Source organism: Dorea sp. AM10-31 (assembly GCF_003435815.1).
GTDB classification, from domain to species: Bacteria; Bacillota; Clostridia; order Lachnospirales; family Lachnospiraceae; genus Dorea_D; species Dorea_D hominis.
On sequence record NZ_QTUV01000001.1, the window covers coordinates 497,225 to 515,799 of the forward strand.

Annotated in this window: 19 protein-coding genes and 1 pseudogene; 3 read left to right on the forward strand and 17 right to left on the reverse strand. The window is 36.8% G+C overall.

Annotated elements, in window-relative coordinates:
- Positions 1-89: 89 nt before the first annotated feature.
- The 4 genes and pseudogenes from DW125_RS02510 to DW125_RS02525 form a co-directional block, all read right to left on the reverse strand.
- Positions 90-377, reverse strand: coding sequence for a hypothetical protein (locus tag DW125_RS02510; RefSeq protein ID WP_117537014.1), 288 nt, complete (start codon positions 375-377; stop codon positions 90-92).
- Between the two features lie 301 nt (positions 378-678).
- A pseudogene (locus DW125_RS02515) lies at positions 679-1,080 on the reverse strand (ATP-binding protein); the annotation flags it as partial.
- 133 nt (positions 1,081-1,213) lie between these two features.
- Complete coding sequence (locus tag DW125_RS02520; protein WP_055181733.1) at positions 1,214-1,402, reverse strand: helix-turn-helix domain-containing protein; 189 nt, start codon at positions 1,400-1,402, stop codon at positions 1,214-1,216.
- The gene (locus DW125_RS02525; RefSeq protein WP_330411772.1) at positions 1,402-1,842 is read right to left on the reverse strand and encodes a sigma factor-like helix-turn-helix DNA-binding protein; all 441 of its coding nucleotides are present in this window, start codon (positions 1,840-1,842) and stop codon (positions 1,402-1,404) included. The genes DW125_RS02520 and DW125_RS02525 overlap by 1 nt, the downstream gene beginning before the upstream one ends.
- A 413-nt stretch (positions 1,843-2,255) precedes the next feature.
- Here DW125_RS02525 and DW125_RS02530 point away from each other — a divergent pair, with 413 nt between their 5' ends.
- Complete coding sequence (locus tag DW125_RS02530) at positions 2,256-2,585, forward strand: helix-turn-helix transcriptional regulator (RefSeq protein WP_005333402.1); 330 nt, start codon at positions 2,256-2,258, stop codon at positions 2,583-2,585.
- 150 nt (positions 2,586-2,735) lie between these two features.
- Here the strand turns inward: DW125_RS02530 and DW125_RS02535 are convergent, their stop codons facing one another.
- The 11 genes from DW125_RS02535 to DW125_RS02585 all read right to left on the reverse strand — a co-directional run bounded on the left by DW125_RS02535 (position 2,736) and on the right by DW125_RS02585 (position 14,684).
- Positions 2,736-3,107 (reverse strand): hypothetical protein, encoded by a 372-nt coding sequence (locus tag DW125_RS02535; protein WP_005333400.1) that lies wholly within the window; start codon positions 3,105-3,107, stop codon positions 2,736-2,738.
- Between the two features lie 4 nt (positions 3,108-3,111).
- Entirely contained in the window at positions 3,112-4,050 is a 939-nt protein-coding gene (locus DW125_RS02540; RefSeq protein WP_173477503.1) for a ParM/StbA family protein, read from the reverse strand.
- A gap of 262 nt (positions 4,051-4,312) precedes the next feature.
- Positions 4,313-5,074 carry an ABC transporter ATP-binding protein gene (locus DW125_RS02545; RefSeq protein ID WP_117537016.1) on the reverse strand — a complete coding sequence of 254 codons (762 nt, stop codon included), beginning with the start codon at positions 5,072-5,074 and terminating at the stop codon, positions 4,313-4,315.
- Positions 5,067-7,031 (reverse strand): ABC transporter permease, encoded by a 1,965-nt coding sequence (locus DW125_RS02550; RefSeq protein ID WP_055181729.1) that lies wholly within the window; start codon positions 7,029-7,031, stop codon positions 5,067-5,069. Before DW125_RS02550 ends, DW125_RS02545 begins: the two co-directional genes overlap by 8 nt.
- A 459-nt stretch (positions 7,032-7,490) precedes the next feature.
- Entirely contained in the window at positions 7,491-8,174 is a 684-nt protein-coding gene (locus DW125_RS02555; RefSeq protein ID WP_055181728.1) for an ABC transporter ATP-binding protein, read from the reverse strand.
- A 12-nt stretch (positions 8,175-8,186) separates the two neighbouring features.
- Complete coding sequence (locus DW125_RS02560; protein ID WP_055181727.1) at positions 8,187-9,311, reverse strand: FtsX-like permease family protein; 1,125 nt, start codon at positions 9,309-9,311, stop codon at positions 8,187-8,189.
- Entirely contained in the window at positions 9,311-10,423 is a 1,113-nt protein-coding gene (locus DW125_RS02565; RefSeq protein ID WP_117537017.1) for an ABC transporter permease, read from the reverse strand. Before DW125_RS02565 ends, DW125_RS02560 begins: the two co-directional genes overlap by 1 nt.
- A 2-nt stretch (positions 10,424-10,425) precedes the next feature.
- Entirely contained in the window at positions 10,426-11,448 is a 1,023-nt protein-coding gene (locus tag DW125_RS02570) for a 6-bladed beta-propeller (protein ID WP_117537018.1), read from the reverse strand.
- A gap of 643 nt (positions 11,449-12,091) precedes the next feature.
- Entirely contained in the window at positions 12,092-13,417 is a 1,326-nt protein-coding gene (locus DW125_RS02575; protein ID WP_117537019.1) for a sensor histidine kinase, read from the reverse strand.
- A complete protein-coding gene (locus DW125_RS02580) occupies positions 13,414-14,124 on the reverse strand; it encodes a LytR/AlgR family response regulator transcription factor (protein ID WP_117537020.1) in 711 nt (236 codons plus the stop codon). The genes DW125_RS02575 and DW125_RS02580 overlap by 4 nt, the downstream gene beginning before the upstream one ends.
- Positions 14,121-14,684, reverse strand: coding sequence for a hypothetical protein (locus DW125_RS02585; RefSeq protein WP_117537021.1), 564 nt, complete (start codon positions 14,682-14,684; stop codon positions 14,121-14,123). The genes DW125_RS02580 and DW125_RS02585 overlap by 4 nt, the downstream gene beginning before the upstream one ends.
- Positions 14,685-14,812: 128 nt before the next feature.
- On the opposite strand from DW125_RS02585, the gene DW125_RS02590 reads away from it, so the two are divergent.
- Together DW125_RS02590 and DW125_RS02595 are read left to right on the forward strand one after the other, a co-directional pair.
- The gene (locus DW125_RS02590; RefSeq protein WP_158549878.1) at positions 14,813-15,136 is read left to right on the forward strand and encodes a helix-turn-helix domain-containing protein; all 324 of its coding nucleotides are present in this window, start codon (positions 14,813-14,815) and stop codon (positions 15,134-15,136) included.
- Positions 15,137-15,704: 568 nt separating this feature from the next.
- The gene (locus DW125_RS02595) at positions 15,705-15,941 is read left to right on the forward strand and encodes a hypothetical protein (RefSeq protein WP_117537023.1); all 237 of its coding nucleotides are present in this window, start codon (positions 15,705-15,707) and stop codon (positions 15,939-15,941) included.
- A 603-nt stretch (positions 15,942-16,544) separates the two neighbouring features.
- On the opposite strand, the gene srtB is transcribed toward DW125_RS02595, so the two are convergent.
- Together srtB and DW125_RS02610 are read right to left on the reverse strand one after the other, a co-directional pair.
- Positions 16,545-17,327 carry a class B sortase gene (srtB, locus tag DW125_RS02605; RefSeq protein ID WP_117537024.1) on the reverse strand — a complete coding sequence of 261 codons (783 nt, stop codon included), beginning with the start codon at positions 17,325-17,327 and terminating at the stop codon, positions 16,545-16,547.
- On the reverse strand, positions 17,324-18,544 hold the full coding sequence (locus DW125_RS02610; protein WP_117537025.1) for a CHC2 zinc finger domain-containing protein: 1,221 nt from the start codon (positions 18,542-18,544) through the stop codon (positions 17,324-17,326). The genes srtB and DW125_RS02610 overlap by 4 nt, the downstream gene beginning before the upstream one ends.
- Between the last annotated feature and the right edge of the window lie 31 nt (positions 18,545-18,575).

The window sequence follows — 18,575 nt, forward strand, 5'->3', positions numbered from 1 at the left end:
GATATTCTTTACTTAAATATATTCCATTAATCAATGTCAATATCGTTCCACTTTCTCCAGATAGGATTGAATAATCATTTGTATACTCGTCATTGAAAATACAATTTCGATGACTTATAATCGTTTGTCTCATATTTCGTTCTCTTGTTATCCATTCCTGCCTTAAGAAGAAATGCACACCTTTCCGGACTATTTTTCATTAATAAAAGAATTTCACTTATTATATGATTTAAATCTTTTTCGTAATTATTATTTTCGCTATTGTTAATCAATATATCAACGCAAAATAATAGCAAGTCCGCACATTGATTTTTCCTTATTATATTCATATGATTTGTAACTATATTTTCTATATAATCCTCAATTATCGTTTTCATATCTTCTTTCCTTTTGTAATATACTATATACCAGACTAAACAAATACATATATTCTGCCGAAAAATCTATTCTCAAATATTAGATAGTATTTTTCTTAATTATATACATTTTTATACTTTAACACAACAATTATATAATCTTTTTTCAAATTTTCTATTGATTTTTCTGCTATTTTGTTGCGTTTTTAATATATAGTAAACGTGAATATCAAAGGAGGTTTTATTATGAGTAATTTTGAAGATTTTGATCTTGATTTAAAACAAGTGTCTACCACCACGAATACCGAACTCTTATCAACGACTACAATACTCCAATCATTGGCAACCACATGTATCTATCATGTTCAGCATCAATGCTTGTGATATTTATTCGATAGCTGTCGTGGGCAATACAGTCAATGATTGCATCTGCCAGAGGACTGTCACCACCGCCGAGCTGCTCATACCATTCCTCGAATGCATACTGGGAACAGAAAATCGTTGAAGATTTCTTACGTCTCCTATGAAGCAGTTCGAAGATGTCCCTTTGTTCTGAATTCGTTGGTTTCAATAGAAGCCTCTCATCCAAGATCAGAACAACTGGATTGGCATACTTCGCCATGACTTTTTTGTAGTTACCATCTGTCCATTCTGTCTCCAGATCAATAAGCAGATCAGGGAGTCGGACATACTTGGTATTGAAATACTGCTTACAAGCCTCCATGCTAATGTCCTTCAACATAATAGATCAACACCGTCTGCCGCTTCGAACTGAGGCAATATCACCCTTCAAAAAACAATCACTCCCAGAGGATGTTACTCCCCTGAGAGTGATTGAAGCCTTTGTTTAAGATAACTTACTCAATTATCTGGAATCTCTGGATACACTGAAGCAATGTACTTACCAGTTCCTGATACAGATCTTCATCAAATCTGCCATTCACAATCGCATTCTTAATTAAAAGCGGCTTATATATCTCTAAAATCTCCAATACCGCATCTGCATTTCCTTCTTTTGCCTGTAAAAGTAATCGTTCAAAATTCATTAGTTTTCACCTCCCATCACCTTGCGGATCTTCCGGATTGCATAATAGTAAATACCCTTGCATCGTTCCTCTGATAACCCATTTAGCCCGCTCATTTCCTCAAAAGTACGTTCTTCAAACACATGCTGGTAAATCAGCTTCCTTTCTTCATCCCGCAATGTATGAAGGGCTTTCATCAATCTTTCATCTGACATCTTATTCCATTCCGGATATTTCCCCTGTGCCTCCTGCAATAAAAGCTGCTCCCTCGTTTGGTTCTCCAGCAATTCTTCGATTATAATTCTTGCCTCCATCTGTCCAATATCCTCCAGCAGTTCTTCTGCATCAGCCATCTGGATTTTCTTCTCCAGATAATCATGTCGTTTTCCACGGACAAACTGTATCAGATATGCTGTAAAGTGATTTTGTATCTTTGATCCTGTATATGTATTTTTGTTCATTTGTTTTATCCTCCGAAATTTTTTATCACGTTCCAAAAAATTCCGAGGATGGCGGTGAGCGGCAACAAAACGTGACACTGCCTTCATTTTTTCGAAAAAAAGAAAGGCTGGACCACTCTATTCGTAGTCCAGCCGATACTTCTCTTTCTATGTGATTGTGTAGGATATGCGATGATAGTATCTCATATGCTGCATATTTTAACTTCTCTCCGAAACATTCTATGGATAAGATTTTTTTAACAGATTCAGTTCCTCTTTGGCTTTTATCTTATGCTGTCCATTCATGTCTGTCGTACTTACTTCCATGTTTCTCTATTTGTGTATGTGTTATCCTGCTTATCATAACGCACTTTAACGCATTTCGTATAGTGTTAATCTACGATAAAATATATGCATTAAGTGAGGTGATATAGATGGTGAAAAAATTATTGGGAGATGCAGTCAGGGAAGAACGTCTCCGCCGCAATCTTTCGCAAAACAGCCTTGCGGAACAGGCAAAGATTTCTTTACGGACTGTCTCTGATATTGAAAACTATATTGGCAATCCACAGTTGGAAACACTTTATGCCCTGGCAACTTACTTACATATTTCCATAGATGCTATATTTTCTAACCAGAAAACGAACCCGGATTCTACCATGCAGCAAATCATGGCAGAACTAAATTCCTGCCCGGAGGAGCAGAAACAGCTTGCCCTTTCTACACTGCGTGGACTTCTGGATGGATTCAAGAACCTAAGTTAAGGCTCTCCCGTATCCTTCATCATCTACACATTATACAAAGACAATCTGTGAGTAATCTGTGAATAGTCTGTGAGTTTTCTGTCTATTCCCATTCTGATACAAAGAACAGGAGAGTACACTGCCATAAGCATGTGTATCTCTCCTGCTTTTTTATGCCCTGCGAAATGCACTGATAGCATCCACTACATTCTGTCTCATAGTCTGATCCATCCGCAGCGGTTCTTCTTCCATCAAATCAACTTCTGTGGGCATTTCTCTATTTATCTTAGAAACGTCCTGCCCTTCCAATACCTTTCTTACTTCTTCCCGGATGATTTGCTGCATCATTGGCCGGAGCATATCCGGTTCCATGCTTATACTGCCATTACCTGTCTCATCCGTTCTTCCCGTATATGCCAGAATTGCTGCAACGATCAGTTTTGCTTTTTTCTCTGTCGTATTCAGAAGTTCTGTCACATACACATGATCTGGGTCCGACTTATCAAAACCAATAGTGAATACAAACGGATTTTTCTTTCCCATAAAATCACACTCCAGCCTGTGTCATGCGATACAAAAGATCATATCCATCGGCATTTGCTTTCATATCCCGGATAAAGGTATGTTTTCCCAACCGGTCTGCCTGCTCCAGAAATCGTTCCAGAAGCACTGCTCCGCCGCCGATAAACACCGTATAAGTAGATTTTGTATCAATGCCCCGCTCTCGGATGCTGTTCAGAAGATCGGTAACAAAATTCTGAACCATGGTTTCTACTGCCTGTACAACAGCTTCCTCATAATACTGCGTTTTTCCCTTGATGATACTGTCGATATCTGCCTCCTCCAGAAGCATGTCATATTCACTGTTAATACTGGAAATGATATCGTTATACATGGTAATCACACCTTTTTCCAGAGAATCACAATAATCCATATCCGGTCTGCCACTTCTCATCAGAAGATAATCAGAAGTAAATCCGCCAATATCAATCCCTACGACTTTCGGAATCTCACGGATTTCCGTCATCCTCGTCATCATGGCTGCATAATCCTGCGGAAACGCCATTACATTCTGAATACAGAGGTGATAGCCTTTATCGTTGAAGCATAGTTCTTGCACCTTCCCGTCCCCTTTGAAATAGCGTTCATATCTCTCACAAAGCTCTGCAAAATGCTTCGGCGGAAGCCCAATCGGAAGTTCCACCTGAATGACATCCTCCGGCTGGATCTGCGCTTTCTGTTCCAGCTCCATCGCAATGGCAAATAACGTCAGAATCCAGAACCGGTTCCGGCTGTCCTGCGTCTTATCCCTCTGGTAAGGAATCCGTTTCTCACTGAGGGTATAATACTTGCCCTGATATTTCAGATACTTCTCACCCCTGGCAGGCTTTTTGTCCTGTTCTGTCAGTCCAGTGGTAAATACAAAATTACAGGTTTTCATGTTCCGGTTTCCGTGATCCACGGCTACTCTTATTTTTTTTATCATGCTACATTCACTCCTTTGTACTTGATACTTATTCTGTACGTAGGAGATACTTAAAGTGCAACTTTTTAAGGACTATTTCCATAATTTTTCTTCCTGTATACTTCCATATCGTTGATATCATTGGTAAAACACAGTATAATGAACATATTATCAAATAAGAATTTGAATTACAGGAAATTGCCCCTATAGCTATAACACAAACTAATAGCACTAAATATCCAATCCTTTTTTTCAAAACATTCTTATAATATTTACTATTCATCTATAATTCCGCCATCCGTCCAATAATCTCCTGATAAAATGCTTCCTGGCTTTCTCCACGCTTCAAAGTATCCAGAATCAGCCCGTCTTTTAGCAAGATGATTCTGCTGCAGTAGCTTGCCATCTGCGGATCGTGGGTAACCATAACAATGGTTTTCTTAAATTCACGGTTAATCTGTGTCAGCGCATCAATCACGATCTTACCCGACTTGGAATCCAGATTACCCGTCGGCTCATCCGCAAGCACCAGATCCGGATCGTTAATGAGCGCCCTGCAGATTGCCACACGCTGTTTCTCACCGCCGGATAATTCATAAGGATTCTTTTTCACCAAATGGGAAATCAGAAATTTTTCTGCGTACTCCTGTGCCGCCTTTGTCATGACACTTTCCTTCTCCCTGCCAAGGATCATCGGAAGCATAATATTTTCCTCAACGGACAAACTGTCCATCAGATAAAAATCCTGAAATATAAAGCCGATCTGCTTTCTTCGTACATCCGCCAGCCGGTCTCCGTAGATTTCGCTGACATCTTCTTCCATAAACCGTACCGTCCCGCCGGTCTGCTTGTCGATCATTCCGAGGACCTTTAGCAGTGTTGTCTTTCCGCAGCCAGATTTTCCCATGATTCCGACAAATTCGCCCTCTTCTACTGCAAAGTTTAATCCTTTTAACACTTTCACGTCTTCTTCACTCTTCTTGAGCGATGACCTCCGGTAATTCCGGATCAGATTTTCCACTTCCAATACTTTCATTCTAATCATTCCCCTTCTCTACTCTCTTTATAACATATTGTGCAAACAGCCATTGTACTAGCCGGTCTGCCAACAGATATATTCCAACAATCAGAATCCAGTACATCCAAAATGTTACGTCCAGACTTCCGGCATCTTTTGATGCACACCGCCATTCATAAGAGAGCACATATACAATACCCATCATTACCGTGGCAAACAAAGCAATATCCGACAACATCTGGGTTTCAAAGCGAATGGTTTTCCTGCGCTGCTTCTGCTTCATGCCCATACATCGCAGGAACTCATAGCGTCTCTCATATCCCGAAAGTTCCGACAATATCTTAATCCCATTCACAAAGAATGCACTGATAAATAGCGCCATCATCAGGAATAATTTACTGGATAAGCTGAACAACACACGCATTTTCTGCCCGATCAGATACTCCTCCGTCCCGTAGAGATAACTCTCCATCCTCGTATCGCTGTCATTCTTTACGCCACATTCTTTCTGATACTCCGACAGTTCCTTCCATGCATTTTCCTTACGTTTTCCCGAAAATGTAAATAATCTTAATACCGTTGCCTCCTGATCATCTCCACGCATCGCTTCCCACTGCTTCTGAAAATATGTATCCGAAAACACGATAATGTTCTCATGCCACTGATCTGTAGAATACTGTCCGATCACATTCTGGGTAAATATGTCCTTGATATCGTACAGGTACTGCGGATCTGTGTGTGAAATCTCCGCCATATCTTCTTGATACTTTCCTGTGAATAAGAAACTATACGTATTCAAATAATCCTCATCTGTAATCTTTTTTTCTTTCTGATACTCAGAATCCTCAATGCCCACCAGAATTTCACGCTCCGACAGATTCACATCTTTCCCGGTCAGCTTCTCATATTCTGAAGCTGAAACTCCTATATGCTGTGCTCCATAATATGTCGTCACCCGGATCATCGGAAGCTCTGTCATATTTCCATCATACTTTCTGACCAGTTTTTCCGCAAATGCTTCATCTTCCTCCTTTGCCATCCACACCATGTCATAGGGATAGTTTTCCCGATACTTATCCAATGGAAGAACCTCTGCAATTTCAACCGTCAGATATGTAAGCGCAAAGAAATGAATGACCAGCAGAATCAGCAGAATCAACAGATTATTCATGTATTTACTGTACAATTGATTCATCTGTAAAATATGCCGATGATAAAACTGTTTTCGATGCTTCAGCCCTTCCAGAATCAATGCCACGCCAAATGCAGCCACCAGAAAAAGCCCTACAATAAAGATAACGTGGGAATACATATATGACAGGTCACTTCCCTGATACTGGTTTTCTCCTAACACCAGAACGCCAATCCCGATCAATACCATTAGTATCCATTTCTTTCCGACCGGACGCTTCTCGTTATACTCACTCTTTGAAATGAGTGTACTTAGATTCCTTCCATCCATCCAGACCAATAAGATCAGGAATACACCTGTCATGTTTGCAACACTCATCCCGCAGGTATTCCGGTAAATCTTCCATCCCGGTGCTGTCACCTTAAGAAATTCCGGATACAGTTTATGAAGTGCGGTCTGTGCTCCATATAAGATTCCGTTTCCCATTAAAATTCCGAACACAAGAGAAAATACACATCCCACCGTATACTCTACTAACAGGAGCAGATACGATGTTTTCTTTTTCATCCCAAGAACAATAAACGTTGTGTAATCTTTAATACGAAGCTTCATATAGTATTTCATAGAAAAAATCATCAAGAAGACCGTAATAAATGTAATAAGCCCTGCCGCAAGCACGAAATCTGACTTAAGCGTTGCTGCAGTCACTCCATCTTTTACAGCCTTCTTGACCACATCATTCAATCCCCAGAATGCAAAAAGCTCTGCAATCGCAAGAATATTGCTCACGAAAAAAAGTATGTAATTCTTTAGATTGCTTTTAAAATTCTTCATGATTATGTGATAAAACATATTAAATCCCTACCTAATAATATATATTACACAATAAGATTGCCGCGTAAAACTCGGCAATCTTATAAATTGCGTTCATATCCAGCATACTTAATATTGTTGTAATAATTGTTTTACTCCGCATTTTCTAATTATTATATTATTTCAGCTTTATTTTTCAATACATTGGCCATAACAGTGCGATTTTAGGCCATCACTTTCTTAAACATCAGATATCACACGTCAAATTTGTTTTTTCATCTCTGATATTGTTATACTTAAGCTTAAATTCGTCATCTTGATCCAGCAATTTTTCTAAAATCCGCACATATCTTCTACATATTGCAGATACCGAATGCCCAGCCTTTTTCAAATAGTATTAGTATACATATACTACATTCACTTCTTTCTCAACAGTATTTTTTTTGACTTTTTTATTCGTATGTTTCACACTTTCTATTAGCAACTAGAATAATCGTTTTATTTTAAGATTTCCTTCCCTTTTTCAATGATTCGACCATCCTCCACACGGACCACTCTCGTACCATATTTCGCCAATGAAGTATCATGTGTTACCATAACAATTGTCATTCCTTGCTTATTTAAGCGTTCAAAAAGATTCATTATGGTTTGAGAATTTTCTTTATCAAGATTTCCTGTTGGCTCATCTGCAAGCAATATCTGTGGTTTATTGATTATTGCTCTCATAATTGCTATACGCTGCTGTTCTCCTCCCGACATTTGAGAGACATGTTTTTTTTCCAAATCATCTATACCAAATTCCGTAAGCAACTCATAAGCTATTTTTTCTCTTTCTTTTTTCCGCATTCCGGCATAGCCTAACGGAACAACCAGATTTTCTAACGCATTTAATTCCGGTATAAGATGGTATGCCTGAAATACAAATCCAATTTTTTGATTTCTGATAAATGCACTTTCCTTTTTTGATAACTTTCGAATATCTACTCCGTCTAACTTATAAGTTCCTATCGTTGCATCGTCCAATAACCCTAAAATATTCAACAATGTAGATTTCCCACTTCCGGATTCCCCAAAGATACAAACAAATTCTCCTTTAGAAATTGACAAATCAACCCCCTTTAATACTTTAGTCTTAATTTCTTTTCCACAATAGGTTTTTTCTATTCCCTTTAACATAATCATGTAATTCACCACCTAATAGACATTCAGCAATTCAATAATTTTTTTCTTTTTTAGTTTTCTAAAAGTAATTACCGAAACAAAGCTACTTAGTACTACACACAGCCCATATGCACTCAGAAATGTGTACCAGCTCCCTTGCACATTCACTACACTGATCATAATTCCAAAATCCACATAATAAGTAACCAAATAACCAATGACTATTCCTATGATCGTTCCTATGCTGTTTAATAATAAAATCTCACAAAATATTTCCCAGTAGAGTTCCTTGTATTGTGCACCATATGCCAGACTAATTCCATATGATTCTTCTCTATGCTCGAATCGAAGTTGATAAATAGCAATCATACCAGTCAAAAAAACCGCCATAAAAAGTAATGCTACCTTATTTATTGCCTGTAAGGATGTCATCACTTTTATTGTATTATTCCTTAATTCTATTTCTGGAGAGTAGATACGATAACGAAAACTTTGGTCATGTGAATTATATAAATATGTCTCTATTTTCTGTATTGTTTTTTCCTCATTTTTTAAATACTTCTTTTTCCATTCCACATGGATAGCTGCCGATGATATTTCCTCTTTATACTGCTCCATATATGTAATTGGTGCTACCACACACTTTTTTAACTTAATTTCATCTGTTTCCGTCTTCCAGTTTAATTCTGCTATTTTGGTGGGCATCTGCTTTTTTTCAAGCTGCGGGATGGGATTCATTTCACAATTCATAATATCCTGAAGACCATTTCCCCAATATGTATAGCCATTTTTCAAATCAAGCTTTTTATAATCCACTAAAATCATAACGAATTCATAGTTTTCATTTTTATAAGAATAGAACTGTGGCAATACAACATATAAAAAAGTCTGACCATCTGTTATCTCGTCCACTTTTTCATAATCCTTCAGTGTAAAGGCTTGCTTTTCTATATCATTCATACCTTCACCACCTGAAATTTCCAAAACTAAATCCCTCTCTTGATTTTTTTGATTTTCTTTTTCACGCGACAATGAGAAAAACATATTTAAAGAATATGTAAACACACTCATCCCAAGTGCAATTTCAATAATCATAAGAATTGAAACCCATCTATTATGTCGCAATATTTGAAACATTTTTGCAATAGTATATTTCATTATATATCCCTCGTTGTCCTCACCATATCTGCAATGTTTTCTTTTTTAATTCTGCTAACTATTATCCATGTTAATATTTCACAAGCCCAAACTGCTAATATAACTGTTTCCACTATAACCATACTGTCCAAAATAATAATATGCTCCAAAGATGCTAATTTAGCTAATGGTCTTAGTGTAATCATAACTAAAAATACTGCCAATAAAGTCACCAACAATGTTTCAAAAAACAAACAATATTTAATATCTCTTTCTGTAGCACCAAGTGCCAAATTGATTCCCATGATTTTCCGTTCTTTTTTTGCCTTTGCCATTAGCACAATGGTTTCGTTAATCATGAAAAATAATATTGCTACCAGAGCACACATTCCCCTAACAATTCGCCACTGAATCTTTGTGTACAGTGCATTTTTATATAATTCTTCTCCTTCTGTAACTCCTAATATATCTGCATGATTATCTTTTTCTTTTATTTGTTCAATAACCTCGTCAATTCTTTTTTGTTTTTGCAATTCATTTTCGCAAAAAAATGTCCCTGAAAACTGTATATCCTTTTCCTCCTTATATACATTAAGCATTGTCTGATAAGGTATAATCATCCCCGAATAAACCGAATTATCTATTAATCCGATAACTTTTAATCTTTTATCTCTGATTTGAATCATATCTCCAATTTCACACGCATGCATACGCGCATATTGTTTATTCATCAGACATACATCTTTCCCTTCTTGTAGTTCTTTTTTACTAAATGTTCTTCCTTCAATTTTTGGAAGTGGATAAAAATAAGATTCATCAATTCCCTTTATTGAAACATATTGGTTCTCCCATTCTGGGAAAGATTCTTCATAAAATGCACTTATAGAATAAGAAATCTCTTTATCTAATTTAATAGTATTAAAGGTTCTGCTAAGCCAGTCTACTTGAAAAGAATCTTCCATACCTTTAAAAGTAGTATAATAAATAACTTGTTCAACCGACCTTGTATTTGCAATGCAGCATGTAGGCAATAATAGCCCTACATAAAAAGACAAAACATATAAAAAATATCTTCTCTTTTCATATTTAATTTTAAGAAATAGTTGATAAAACAAATAATTGACTCTATCCATTATCAATTCTCACCCTTAAAGCATTTGAAAATCTTCCTTGCATTTGGCATTACAATAAAATATTCTTCCTTTTCATTTATAGATATTTGGGGTATTTCTTCATCCTCTAATCCATCAATATATGTTATTGTTTCCTCATATTTACCATTCTCACTCAAACGATAAACAGCTGCTCCAGCACATGAAACGCAAATAATACCTCTATCTGTTAAGAGAAAACTAGATATATTAAGTCCATCTGGTAATTCACATAATTTTTTTAATTTATTATCTTTAATAGTCATAAGCCATTCCGGGCAAGATGTTAAAGCTCCAAAACTATCATTCGCTTCATCATAATATCTAACCATAGAATTGATTAAATAAATCTGATTATTACATGAATAAATAGAACCTATAAAATTGCTTCCTATCTCTTTCAACTTTCCATCTGTATACTTGTCAACTACTGGATTTTCTAAAGAAACACCGGTAACATATATACTCTCTTGATTTACAGAAAGCACTTCTGGTATATAATTAGGATCTGTTGATTGTGTATTTTTTAATTTTATTTCTTCAATATAATCAAGTTCTTTATCCAATACTTGTATTCGATTATTTCCTTGATCCAGCACATAAATTTTTTCGTTGCACATAGTGATTGCACTTGGAGATATAAATTCACCTTCACCACTTCCAGTTCCACCAACTTCTTTAAGTATATTACCCGCATAGTCTACTTCAAAAATGCAATCTGTTTTTTTATCCGAAATAAGCACTGCTTCATCATTACAGAAAATACCTCCCGGCTCTCCAATTTTCTCTATTTTCCATTCTTCTAATATATAATCAGATTTATAAACATCTTGCAAAGTTTCCAGTGCACACTTTTCGCCTTGCACTTCAGCATCTTTTTTTTCATAAATTGGTAACACCTGCTGTTTGGATTCTTTCATCAACTCATAATTATCGCTTTTTTGACAGCCTATCAAGCACGCAACTATCCCTAGCACAACACATCCACAAATAATTCTTTTTCCCATATTACAACTCTCCTTTTTGGGAAACACTTCACTATATTTCTCAATTAATAATTACTAATTTTTTCATTCACAACACTTATCTTAAATCTTACAAACAGCTACAGCTGACGTATCCATTCTGTTTGCTTTATAAAGGCTATTTCCCCTCCTCGCAATGTCTTTTCTAACATTTTTTGTATTTTTTCATCATATCGTTTTATTTTGTACTTTTCAATTGTTAGGCCATAACAGTGTGTTTTTTGACCATAACTTTTTCAGATTTAGTAAACAGCAGTCCTAATTCACTGTTTTATAAATAAATTTTCAGATCTTTACCAAATAGACATTTTTTAACAAAATAGTGCAGCATTAAAACAAGATTATATATTCCGATTAGCATACATAATATTTACTCTCCTTTGGAAATGTTGATATAAAAAAACAGATGTGCTAATCTAAACTATCACATCTGTTTTTTTACATGTTAACAACAATAAAGTGTCAGAAAATGTGTACATCCAATCGTATGTGTACCACCCATCATCTCTTGGCTACTGCTTTCTCGCAGCAATTTGTCCATCTCCAACATCCAACATTTCTTTGCACAAATCTCCGCCACAATTCATTTCTTCTCTGTGTTCCATGGTATTCCCCCCTTTCTTTTTTATGAAACATCCTCATTACTAAAAAAAGAAACACACGTCAAAAAGCTGTTTTCTTTAATCTGATAAGAATATGTACCATCATATCTGTCTACAATCTGCCGCACGTTTTTTAACCCATATCCATGTACCTCCTTTTCTGACTTACATGAGATAAGCCGATGATTTTTTTCTTTTGGGTGCTCTTCAATACTATTTTCTATCTCTATATATAATAAACAATACCTTCTATTAATTCTTATAGTCACCCATTTTTCTGTAGATTTTATTCTCTCACAGGCTTCTATTGCATTATCCAGCAGATTACCCAACAGTGAAATCGTCTCCCCATCCTTAAACGGAACATCCCCAATCATGTTGCTACCAATACTGAAAGCAATTCCTTCGGAATCTGCTTGCTTTTTCTTAGAATTTAAAATCAAATCCACTATATTATTTCCTGTCCAAATCTTTGTTGAATCATCAAGGATATCTTTGCTTATTTCTTCCAGATAATCGTGTAATTTATCCCACTGATTTGCTCTCTCCATATTTCGAAGCACTAGTAAATGATTTTTCATGTCATGAATCATTTGTCGGCTTTTCAGCATCTCTGCATATCTTTCTTCCAATAACTGATCTCTCAATATAAGTGTCGTTTTTTCTTGTTTCACCACCTGATATTTGATTATAAACATACCGCTTAGAACAATAAGTAAACTTATAGCTGATAGATTCATACTTGCATTGATTCCCCGAATAGGTTTACTCCCATTTGCCATTTCATCTAACCATAACTGATATTTGAAAAGTACCGCACATAGTAACGCCCCTGTTATAACTATAATTCCACAGCATTGTTCTATCATACTGCGTATGCTCTCTTCTCTTTTTTTTATATTCACAATACCTAATAGAATAATTCCTCTTGTAAAAAAATATATAAGCACTTTCTGCCACGTCAAAGCATATATATATATCACATGCTCAAATTGCTCTTTTATAAACTCCATACTTATAAATGCTAAAATAAAATCCAGAATTGCAATAAATTCAAAATAAACGAATACTATTCCTGCACTTAACACTACTTTTTTTCTCTTTATCCCATACATACACATGATAGTTAAAATAACTACAAGCCCCAGCATTGTTCTGGAAAAAAAAGCAATTAATCTATTAATTCCCAACAAGCTTCCTACAACAAATATGTTCGCCCATCGGATAATGGTCTCCTTTTTGTCAGCGTATTTTTTATCTAATACCGTCATGTATAAAATTTCATAACACATCCACATTTCCCATATAGATATTGTAATCTGTATTCCTGAAAGAATGATCTGATTCATCTTAATGCTCTCCAATACGCTGTTATTTTTTCTTTCACCTGTGAACTCTGTACCCGGCTAACTGTAATTTCTTCACCGTTATCCATCTGAATCACATTCCCCCGTACTCTGACAATATGATTTACGTTCACTGCATGTCCTCGATCCACTAATATAAAAGCATTACTGTGTATTTGTTCAAGAATCTGATTCATAGACAATCGTTCCATATACTTCCCATTTTCCGTAATATACTCTGCATACTTTGAGCCTTTAATCTTTTGAATACATACAATATCTTTATGGTATATTTTAATTTTTCTCTGGTTAGTGCCAACCCACCGATATTCTTCATAGTCTTTTTTTATTTCATGAACTACTCTTTCAATCAATGGTGAAAGTCTCTCTTCTATATCCTTTTTCAAAATATACTGATATGCTTCTATGATATAACTCTCTGACGCAAACTCAGAGTGTGATGTTAGAAAAACGAGGTACACATCCGGATTGTTCTCTTTTATTCTTTTCCCTAATTCCAGACCACTGATCCCCGGAAGTTCTATATCGGAAATAACCAAGTCATATCTTCCTCCAACAAGCAAATAGCGCTCTGCTGATTCGTATACATCAACTTCAACTCCTTCGATACTACCGATCCCTTTTTTTATATACCGAACTATTTCTTGTCTTATATTTTCTTCATCCTCAATTGTTGCTATTTTAATCATCTGCACACCTCATCAAATATATAATATTTGCTCTTATTCACATCTTGAAGGACAGCCTCATCCTCTGTAACACGTAAGACAAACGTTTTCTCCCATAATGCTTTATTATCCTTCTGCTCCAGCATTTTTCCACAATGGTATATAAAACTCCCTATTTTTTTGTTTTCCACCTTATCTATAATATCAAGAATTGCTGCTTCAATCTTCATAGATTGAAAATGTGGATGCCATCTTCCCAATATTTGATTTATATTTGATTTCTTCAATGCCACTTTTTTATATGCCCATCCTTTTTTAGGAAATACAGTATTTATATCTAACTGCAAACAATTTAAAATTCTGTTAAATTCAAGTTCACCGCTTATGTATGGATATCCCAATTCCAAATAAGCGTAGATATGCCAAACAGCTTTTATTAAAAAAGATTCATCCTGCGTAATCTCATACTGGCATCTAAGCCACTCGATACTATTTAGCAGCACTTTCTTACTATTTAACCCAACATTCTCAATATTATGTACTGCAATTAAAATCGCTTTTACTTCAACTTCATTATACATTCAACTGTACCCCTTTTTCTTCTATAGTATAGTTGTTTTTACTATATGTAAATATGTTGCATATATGTAAATTCATTTTTTCTATCACTATTGGTACAATATATTTATCGAAAGGAGAACGATTCATCATGAAAACAGGAGAACGAATCAAAACAATACGAAAATCTCAAGGCATTACACAAGCCAAACTTGCTGAAACACTTCATATTTCTTCTAGTTTCATGAGCCGTATCGAAAATGGATCATCTAGTCTCACTTTGGACTTCGTTTGTGAGATTGCAGATGCACTTCAGGTTACACGCCAAGAAGTTCTCCGCGATGTATTTACCTATACTAAAGATGACAGCATTCTAATTTCCAAGAAAATAGAAATCAACATCCAAAAGTTCTCTCCTGAAAAGCAAGCAGAGATTCTGGATGTATTAGAATTTCTTGCCTCGCGTCTTTCTTAATTATAACATGCATATTATTTTTTACATCTTTTTGGACATAACTGATATGTTTTTAGGACATGAATTTTTTATTTATACATGCACTCTTCTTTCCATTCATAGAGTGCATGTATTTTTAAGTGGCTAATACTATAACCCTTTTATATATATAGACACATTAATCAACAAAAAGTGACGCGAAAAGCTAATCCTTTTATTTTAATATTCCATCCCCCATCTCTATCATCGTTGGTATTTCTATCATTTCTCAATTCAAAATGATCAATTTAGATAGCAAAAGCCATTCTTGAGGCACATCTTCCTAATCTCCCATAACGGATAATAATAATAATTAAGAACAATTATTCGACATAGTTACTCTACTCCCTGACTGTTAAATTCTATATACGCTTTTGACATTCCCAGATTTCTTCTACTCATTGCAGGAAACAATACTATAAATCGACTATAGTTACTAGAGTATTCACAGTCTTCCTATGAAATCTTTCTATATGTTAACCCTTCAAATCCAAAATCATTTAAACATGGCAGATAATCTAGAGTTTTCTATCAATAGGGAGGGAGATTTATGGAAAAAATCAATGAAAACATTGTATTACTATGTGATACGAGAGAGGCAGATGAAACAGTCACATTGTATTCGAATAACCTCGAATTTTCTACAAAACTGTATTTTGATACAATAGTTGAAAGTTTAAAAAAATCTTGTAACCAATTGTATGTTTATGATAATCCTAAAGAATTCATGGATAATATTGCTATACATAAAAATGATATTGTTTTTTCGGCAATATGGACGAGCTAGTTGAAAATTATGCTTTTTTACGCCAGATAACGCTCTAATATCTGACCAATAAAAGGGCTTATCTCTCTCCACCTGTAATTTTTTATATGCCCATATGATCTTCCTTGCGTAATTCTCAGGATATGATTCAGTATATTTTTCAAAAATAACTCTGCATTTTGGCATATTTTCCAATCTATGTGCTGACAAATCCATCTCACGATATACAAGTCTCTCCGATACTCTCTCAGGTCTGCCAACAGCACTTGCAACACCAGAATAAATATCTTTTGCTAGACAAACTTGTTCCCATCAAAATGCGGTTTTGATAATTTCAGTATTTCCGTTATTTCTCCTTTTGTTTCCGCCTGCATAATCATTTCCACTTTCTTCTGATGGAACTCGCAGACGATGCTCTCCAGAAATCCCTGCTTCAGATAAAATTCCGCCCTTCTATAAAGTTTTACAAGAGCCTCCACTCTTTCATCAAATAACTTGTCCTTTTCACTGACTATCATCTGTGCCAGGCGTTTGCATGTTCCATAACCAATTCTGTTCCCATTACATTTCCTCCCATAATAAAAGCTGGCATAAGAAATTTCTTCTCACACCAGCATGATTCTTTTATTCCTCAGTGATGATCTCACTGCTTAATTTTCCATGTACCAGATAGCGGTAATTCCGTCTGGAATTGACACAGGTAGACAGCGTAACTATCCGATCCGTTACCGACAGCTCGGTGCCGGTATCATAATCCCCATAAGAAGACACCGTATCCAGAAATATCTGAAAATCTTCCGCTTCCGGGAAATGATACCTATATCCCTCACTTCCGGTTCTTCCCGCATAGCAGGAAAAGATACGATACTTGAGAATCTTTCCCGGCAGGTAAATATAAAACTCCGGATGCTGTTCAAATAACGTTTGGTCTTGGTACTTATCCAGAGTTCCGAACATGCTCCCGTTTTTCATATTATGCCCGTACACGATCGTATTCTGATCCGTAAAGTCCGGCTGATTATGGCAATCCACAAAGATGCTCCCATTGATATTGGATTCTCCTGAAAAAAGGTGATGAAGATAATATGCATTATCTTTCCCCTGTACCACCGGATAACTAATGTCCAGTGCCAGAATCTGAATCCACGCTATAACATCCGGATTAACCGCTTTTAAACCTGCAAAGTCAATTTCCAGATACCTGCTCTGAGGTTCCTCCTTCTCTTTCTCAGGCTCCGGTGATTCTTCTTCCTCTGGTTTCTGAACATATTCCTGCAGTTTCTCGTAACTTACGTCCCCTTTCTGATACTTCAGATAAGCACCAAAGAGTTTTCCTGCCGCTGCGAGAAAAACAAACAACAGGCAGATAATGAGTCCTGCAAGCACCGTATTTCCTTTTTTTCTCATGATTGTTCTCCTTTCGGAAGAGCCGAAGTCTGTGCTCCGGCTCCTTCCTTCTGTTTGATGGCAGCTAAATAGTCATCAATCCCCTTGAGTTTCCCGTTCCACTCCCCGTTCTCGTCCATATCCCAGACCATCCGGTTCATCGGCAGGGAAAGCTCCCGGCAGATTTCATAGACCTTATTGCAGCCGTTCTGGATAATCCTCCGCTTCTCCGCCTTATGCCGGCAGATAACAGGAGAACGCTCAAAACAGACCGCACACTTACTGTCATGGTGATTACAGGTTACTTTCATCTTCTTATCCATGTCATACGCCTCCAAAAGCTGTTTCATCCCATATCCTTTCATCCGCTCCAGCACCGGTTTCAGATTCCGGTACTGGTTCACTCCGGCAACGCACACAAAGGTAGCGCCGGACAGATAATGGGCTATGGTCCCTTTTAAGGCTCCTTCGGTCAGATAGACACGTTCTGCAGCAAGATCACCGATCACATGTACCGGACTTCCGGAGGAAACTCCCTGGTCATAATTGACACTGGACAGCCAGATATATTTTTTCGTGTCAGTCACATGATCTACCCGGATCTGAAAACCCTGGATGAACCCGTCCAAAGAAACTATGGGAATCAGGATTCCTGAGTTTTCTGCTTTGAAGTTAATCGTCCAGTTTCCGTCTGTATCCCGGTAGAATCCCGGCACGCCTTTCACCATATATCCTTCTTCTGCCAGCCTTTTGACCAGCTTCTTCATTCCAAACAGCGGGACACTCCGGTAACGCTGTGCTTCGATCTGTTCCGGTTTTAATCCCCGTCTTTGCAGATCCTCCTGATGCTTCCTGTTAAGCGTGAGCATGGACAGCATTCTCTGATACGTCCGATGGATTTCCTCTATGGGTGCAAGCTCTGCCGTTGCCTTTTCTTCCTGTACCGGCGTTGCTTTGATATAATCCGTCCGGTATTCTCCTTTTCCTAATGCTTCCCGGATCTGCTGATTTGCTTCGGAGAGTGTAACATTGTGCAAATCCGCATAAAGCTTCAGCATCCCCCCGGACGCATCACAGCGGTTGCACCGGAATACATTCTTTTCCACATTGATATTGAGTTTTCCATGCGTCTCTCCACAAAACGGGCAGTCATAATAGTTTCCCCGCCGCTTTCTGAGATGCAGCACCTGCACCACATCCAGTATTCCATAATCAAACCCAGACATATCATAATACATCCCGGTATATTCCTCCTTTCCCCCGCAGAAA

Bases quoted from the DNA above. Each gene is read 5' to 3' on its own strand.
- DW125_RS02510 (WP_117537014.1), bottom strand. From the start codon at position 377: ATGAAAACGATAATTGAGGATTATATAGAAAATATAGTTACAAATCAT.
- DW125_RS02520 (WP_055181733.1), bottom strand. From the start codon at position 1,402: ATGAATTTTGAACGATTACTTTTACAGGCAAAAGAAGGAAATGCAGAT.
- DW125_RS02525 (WP_330411772.1), bottom strand. From the start codon at position 1,842: ATGAACAAAAATACATATACAGGATCAAAGATACAAAATCACTTTACA.
- DW125_RS02530 (WP_005333402.1), top strand. From the start codon at position 2,256: ATGGTGAAAAAATTATTGGGAGATGCAGTCAGGGAAGAACGTCTCCGC.
- DW125_RS02535 (WP_005333400.1), bottom strand. From the start codon at position 3,107: ATGGGAAAGAAAAATCCGTTTGTATTCACTATTGGTTTTGATAAGTCG.
- DW125_RS02540 (WP_173477503.1), bottom strand. From the start codon at position 4,050: ATGATAAAAAAAATAAGAGTAGCCGTGGATCACGGAAACCGGAACATG.
- DW125_RS02545 (WP_117537016.1), bottom strand. From the start codon at position 5,074: ATGATTAGAATGAAAGTATTGGAAGTGGAAAATCTGATCCGGAATTAC.
- DW125_RS02550 (WP_055181729.1), bottom strand. From the start codon at position 7,031: ATGTTTTATCACATAATCATGAAGAATTTTAAAAGCAATCTAAAGAAT.
- DW125_RS02555 (WP_055181728.1), bottom strand. From the start codon at position 8,174: ATGATTATGTTAAAGGGAATAGAAAAAACCTATTGTGGAAAAGAAATT.
- DW125_RS02560 (WP_055181727.1), bottom strand. From the start codon at position 9,311: ATGAAATATACTATTGCAAAAATGTTTCAAATATTGCGACATAATAGA.
- DW125_RS02565 (WP_117537017.1), bottom strand. From the start codon at position 10,423: ATGGATAGAGTCAATTATTTGTTTTATCAACTATTTCTTAAAATTAAA.
- DW125_RS02570 (WP_117537018.1), bottom strand. From the start codon at position 11,448: ATGGGAAAAAGAATTATTTGTGGATGTGTTGTGCTAGGGATAGTTGCG.
- DW125_RS02575 (WP_117537019.1), bottom strand. From the start codon at position 13,417: ATGAATCAGATCATTCTTTCAGGAATACAGATTACAATATCTATATGG.
- DW125_RS02580 (WP_117537020.1), bottom strand. From the start codon at position 14,124: ATGATTAAAATAGCAACAATTGAGGATGAAGAAAATATAAGACAAGAA.
- DW125_RS02585 (WP_117537021.1), bottom strand. From the start codon at position 14,684: ATGTATAATGAAGTTGAAGTAAAAGCGATTTTAATTGCAGTACATAAT.
- DW125_RS02590 (WP_158549878.1), top strand. From the start codon at position 14,813: ATGAAAACAGGAGAACGAATCAAAACAATACGAAAATCTCAAGGCATT.
- DW125_RS02595 (WP_117537023.1), top strand. From the start codon at position 15,705: ATGGAAAAAATCAATGAAAACATTGTATTACTATGTGATACGAGAGAG.
- srtB (WP_117537024.1), bottom strand. From the start codon at position 17,327: ATGAGAAAAAAAGGAAATACGGTGCTTGCAGGACTCATTATCTGCCTG.
- DW125_RS02610 (WP_117537025.1), bottom strand. From the start codon at position 18,544: ATGTATTATGATATGTCTGGGTTTGATTATGGAATACTGGATGTGGTG.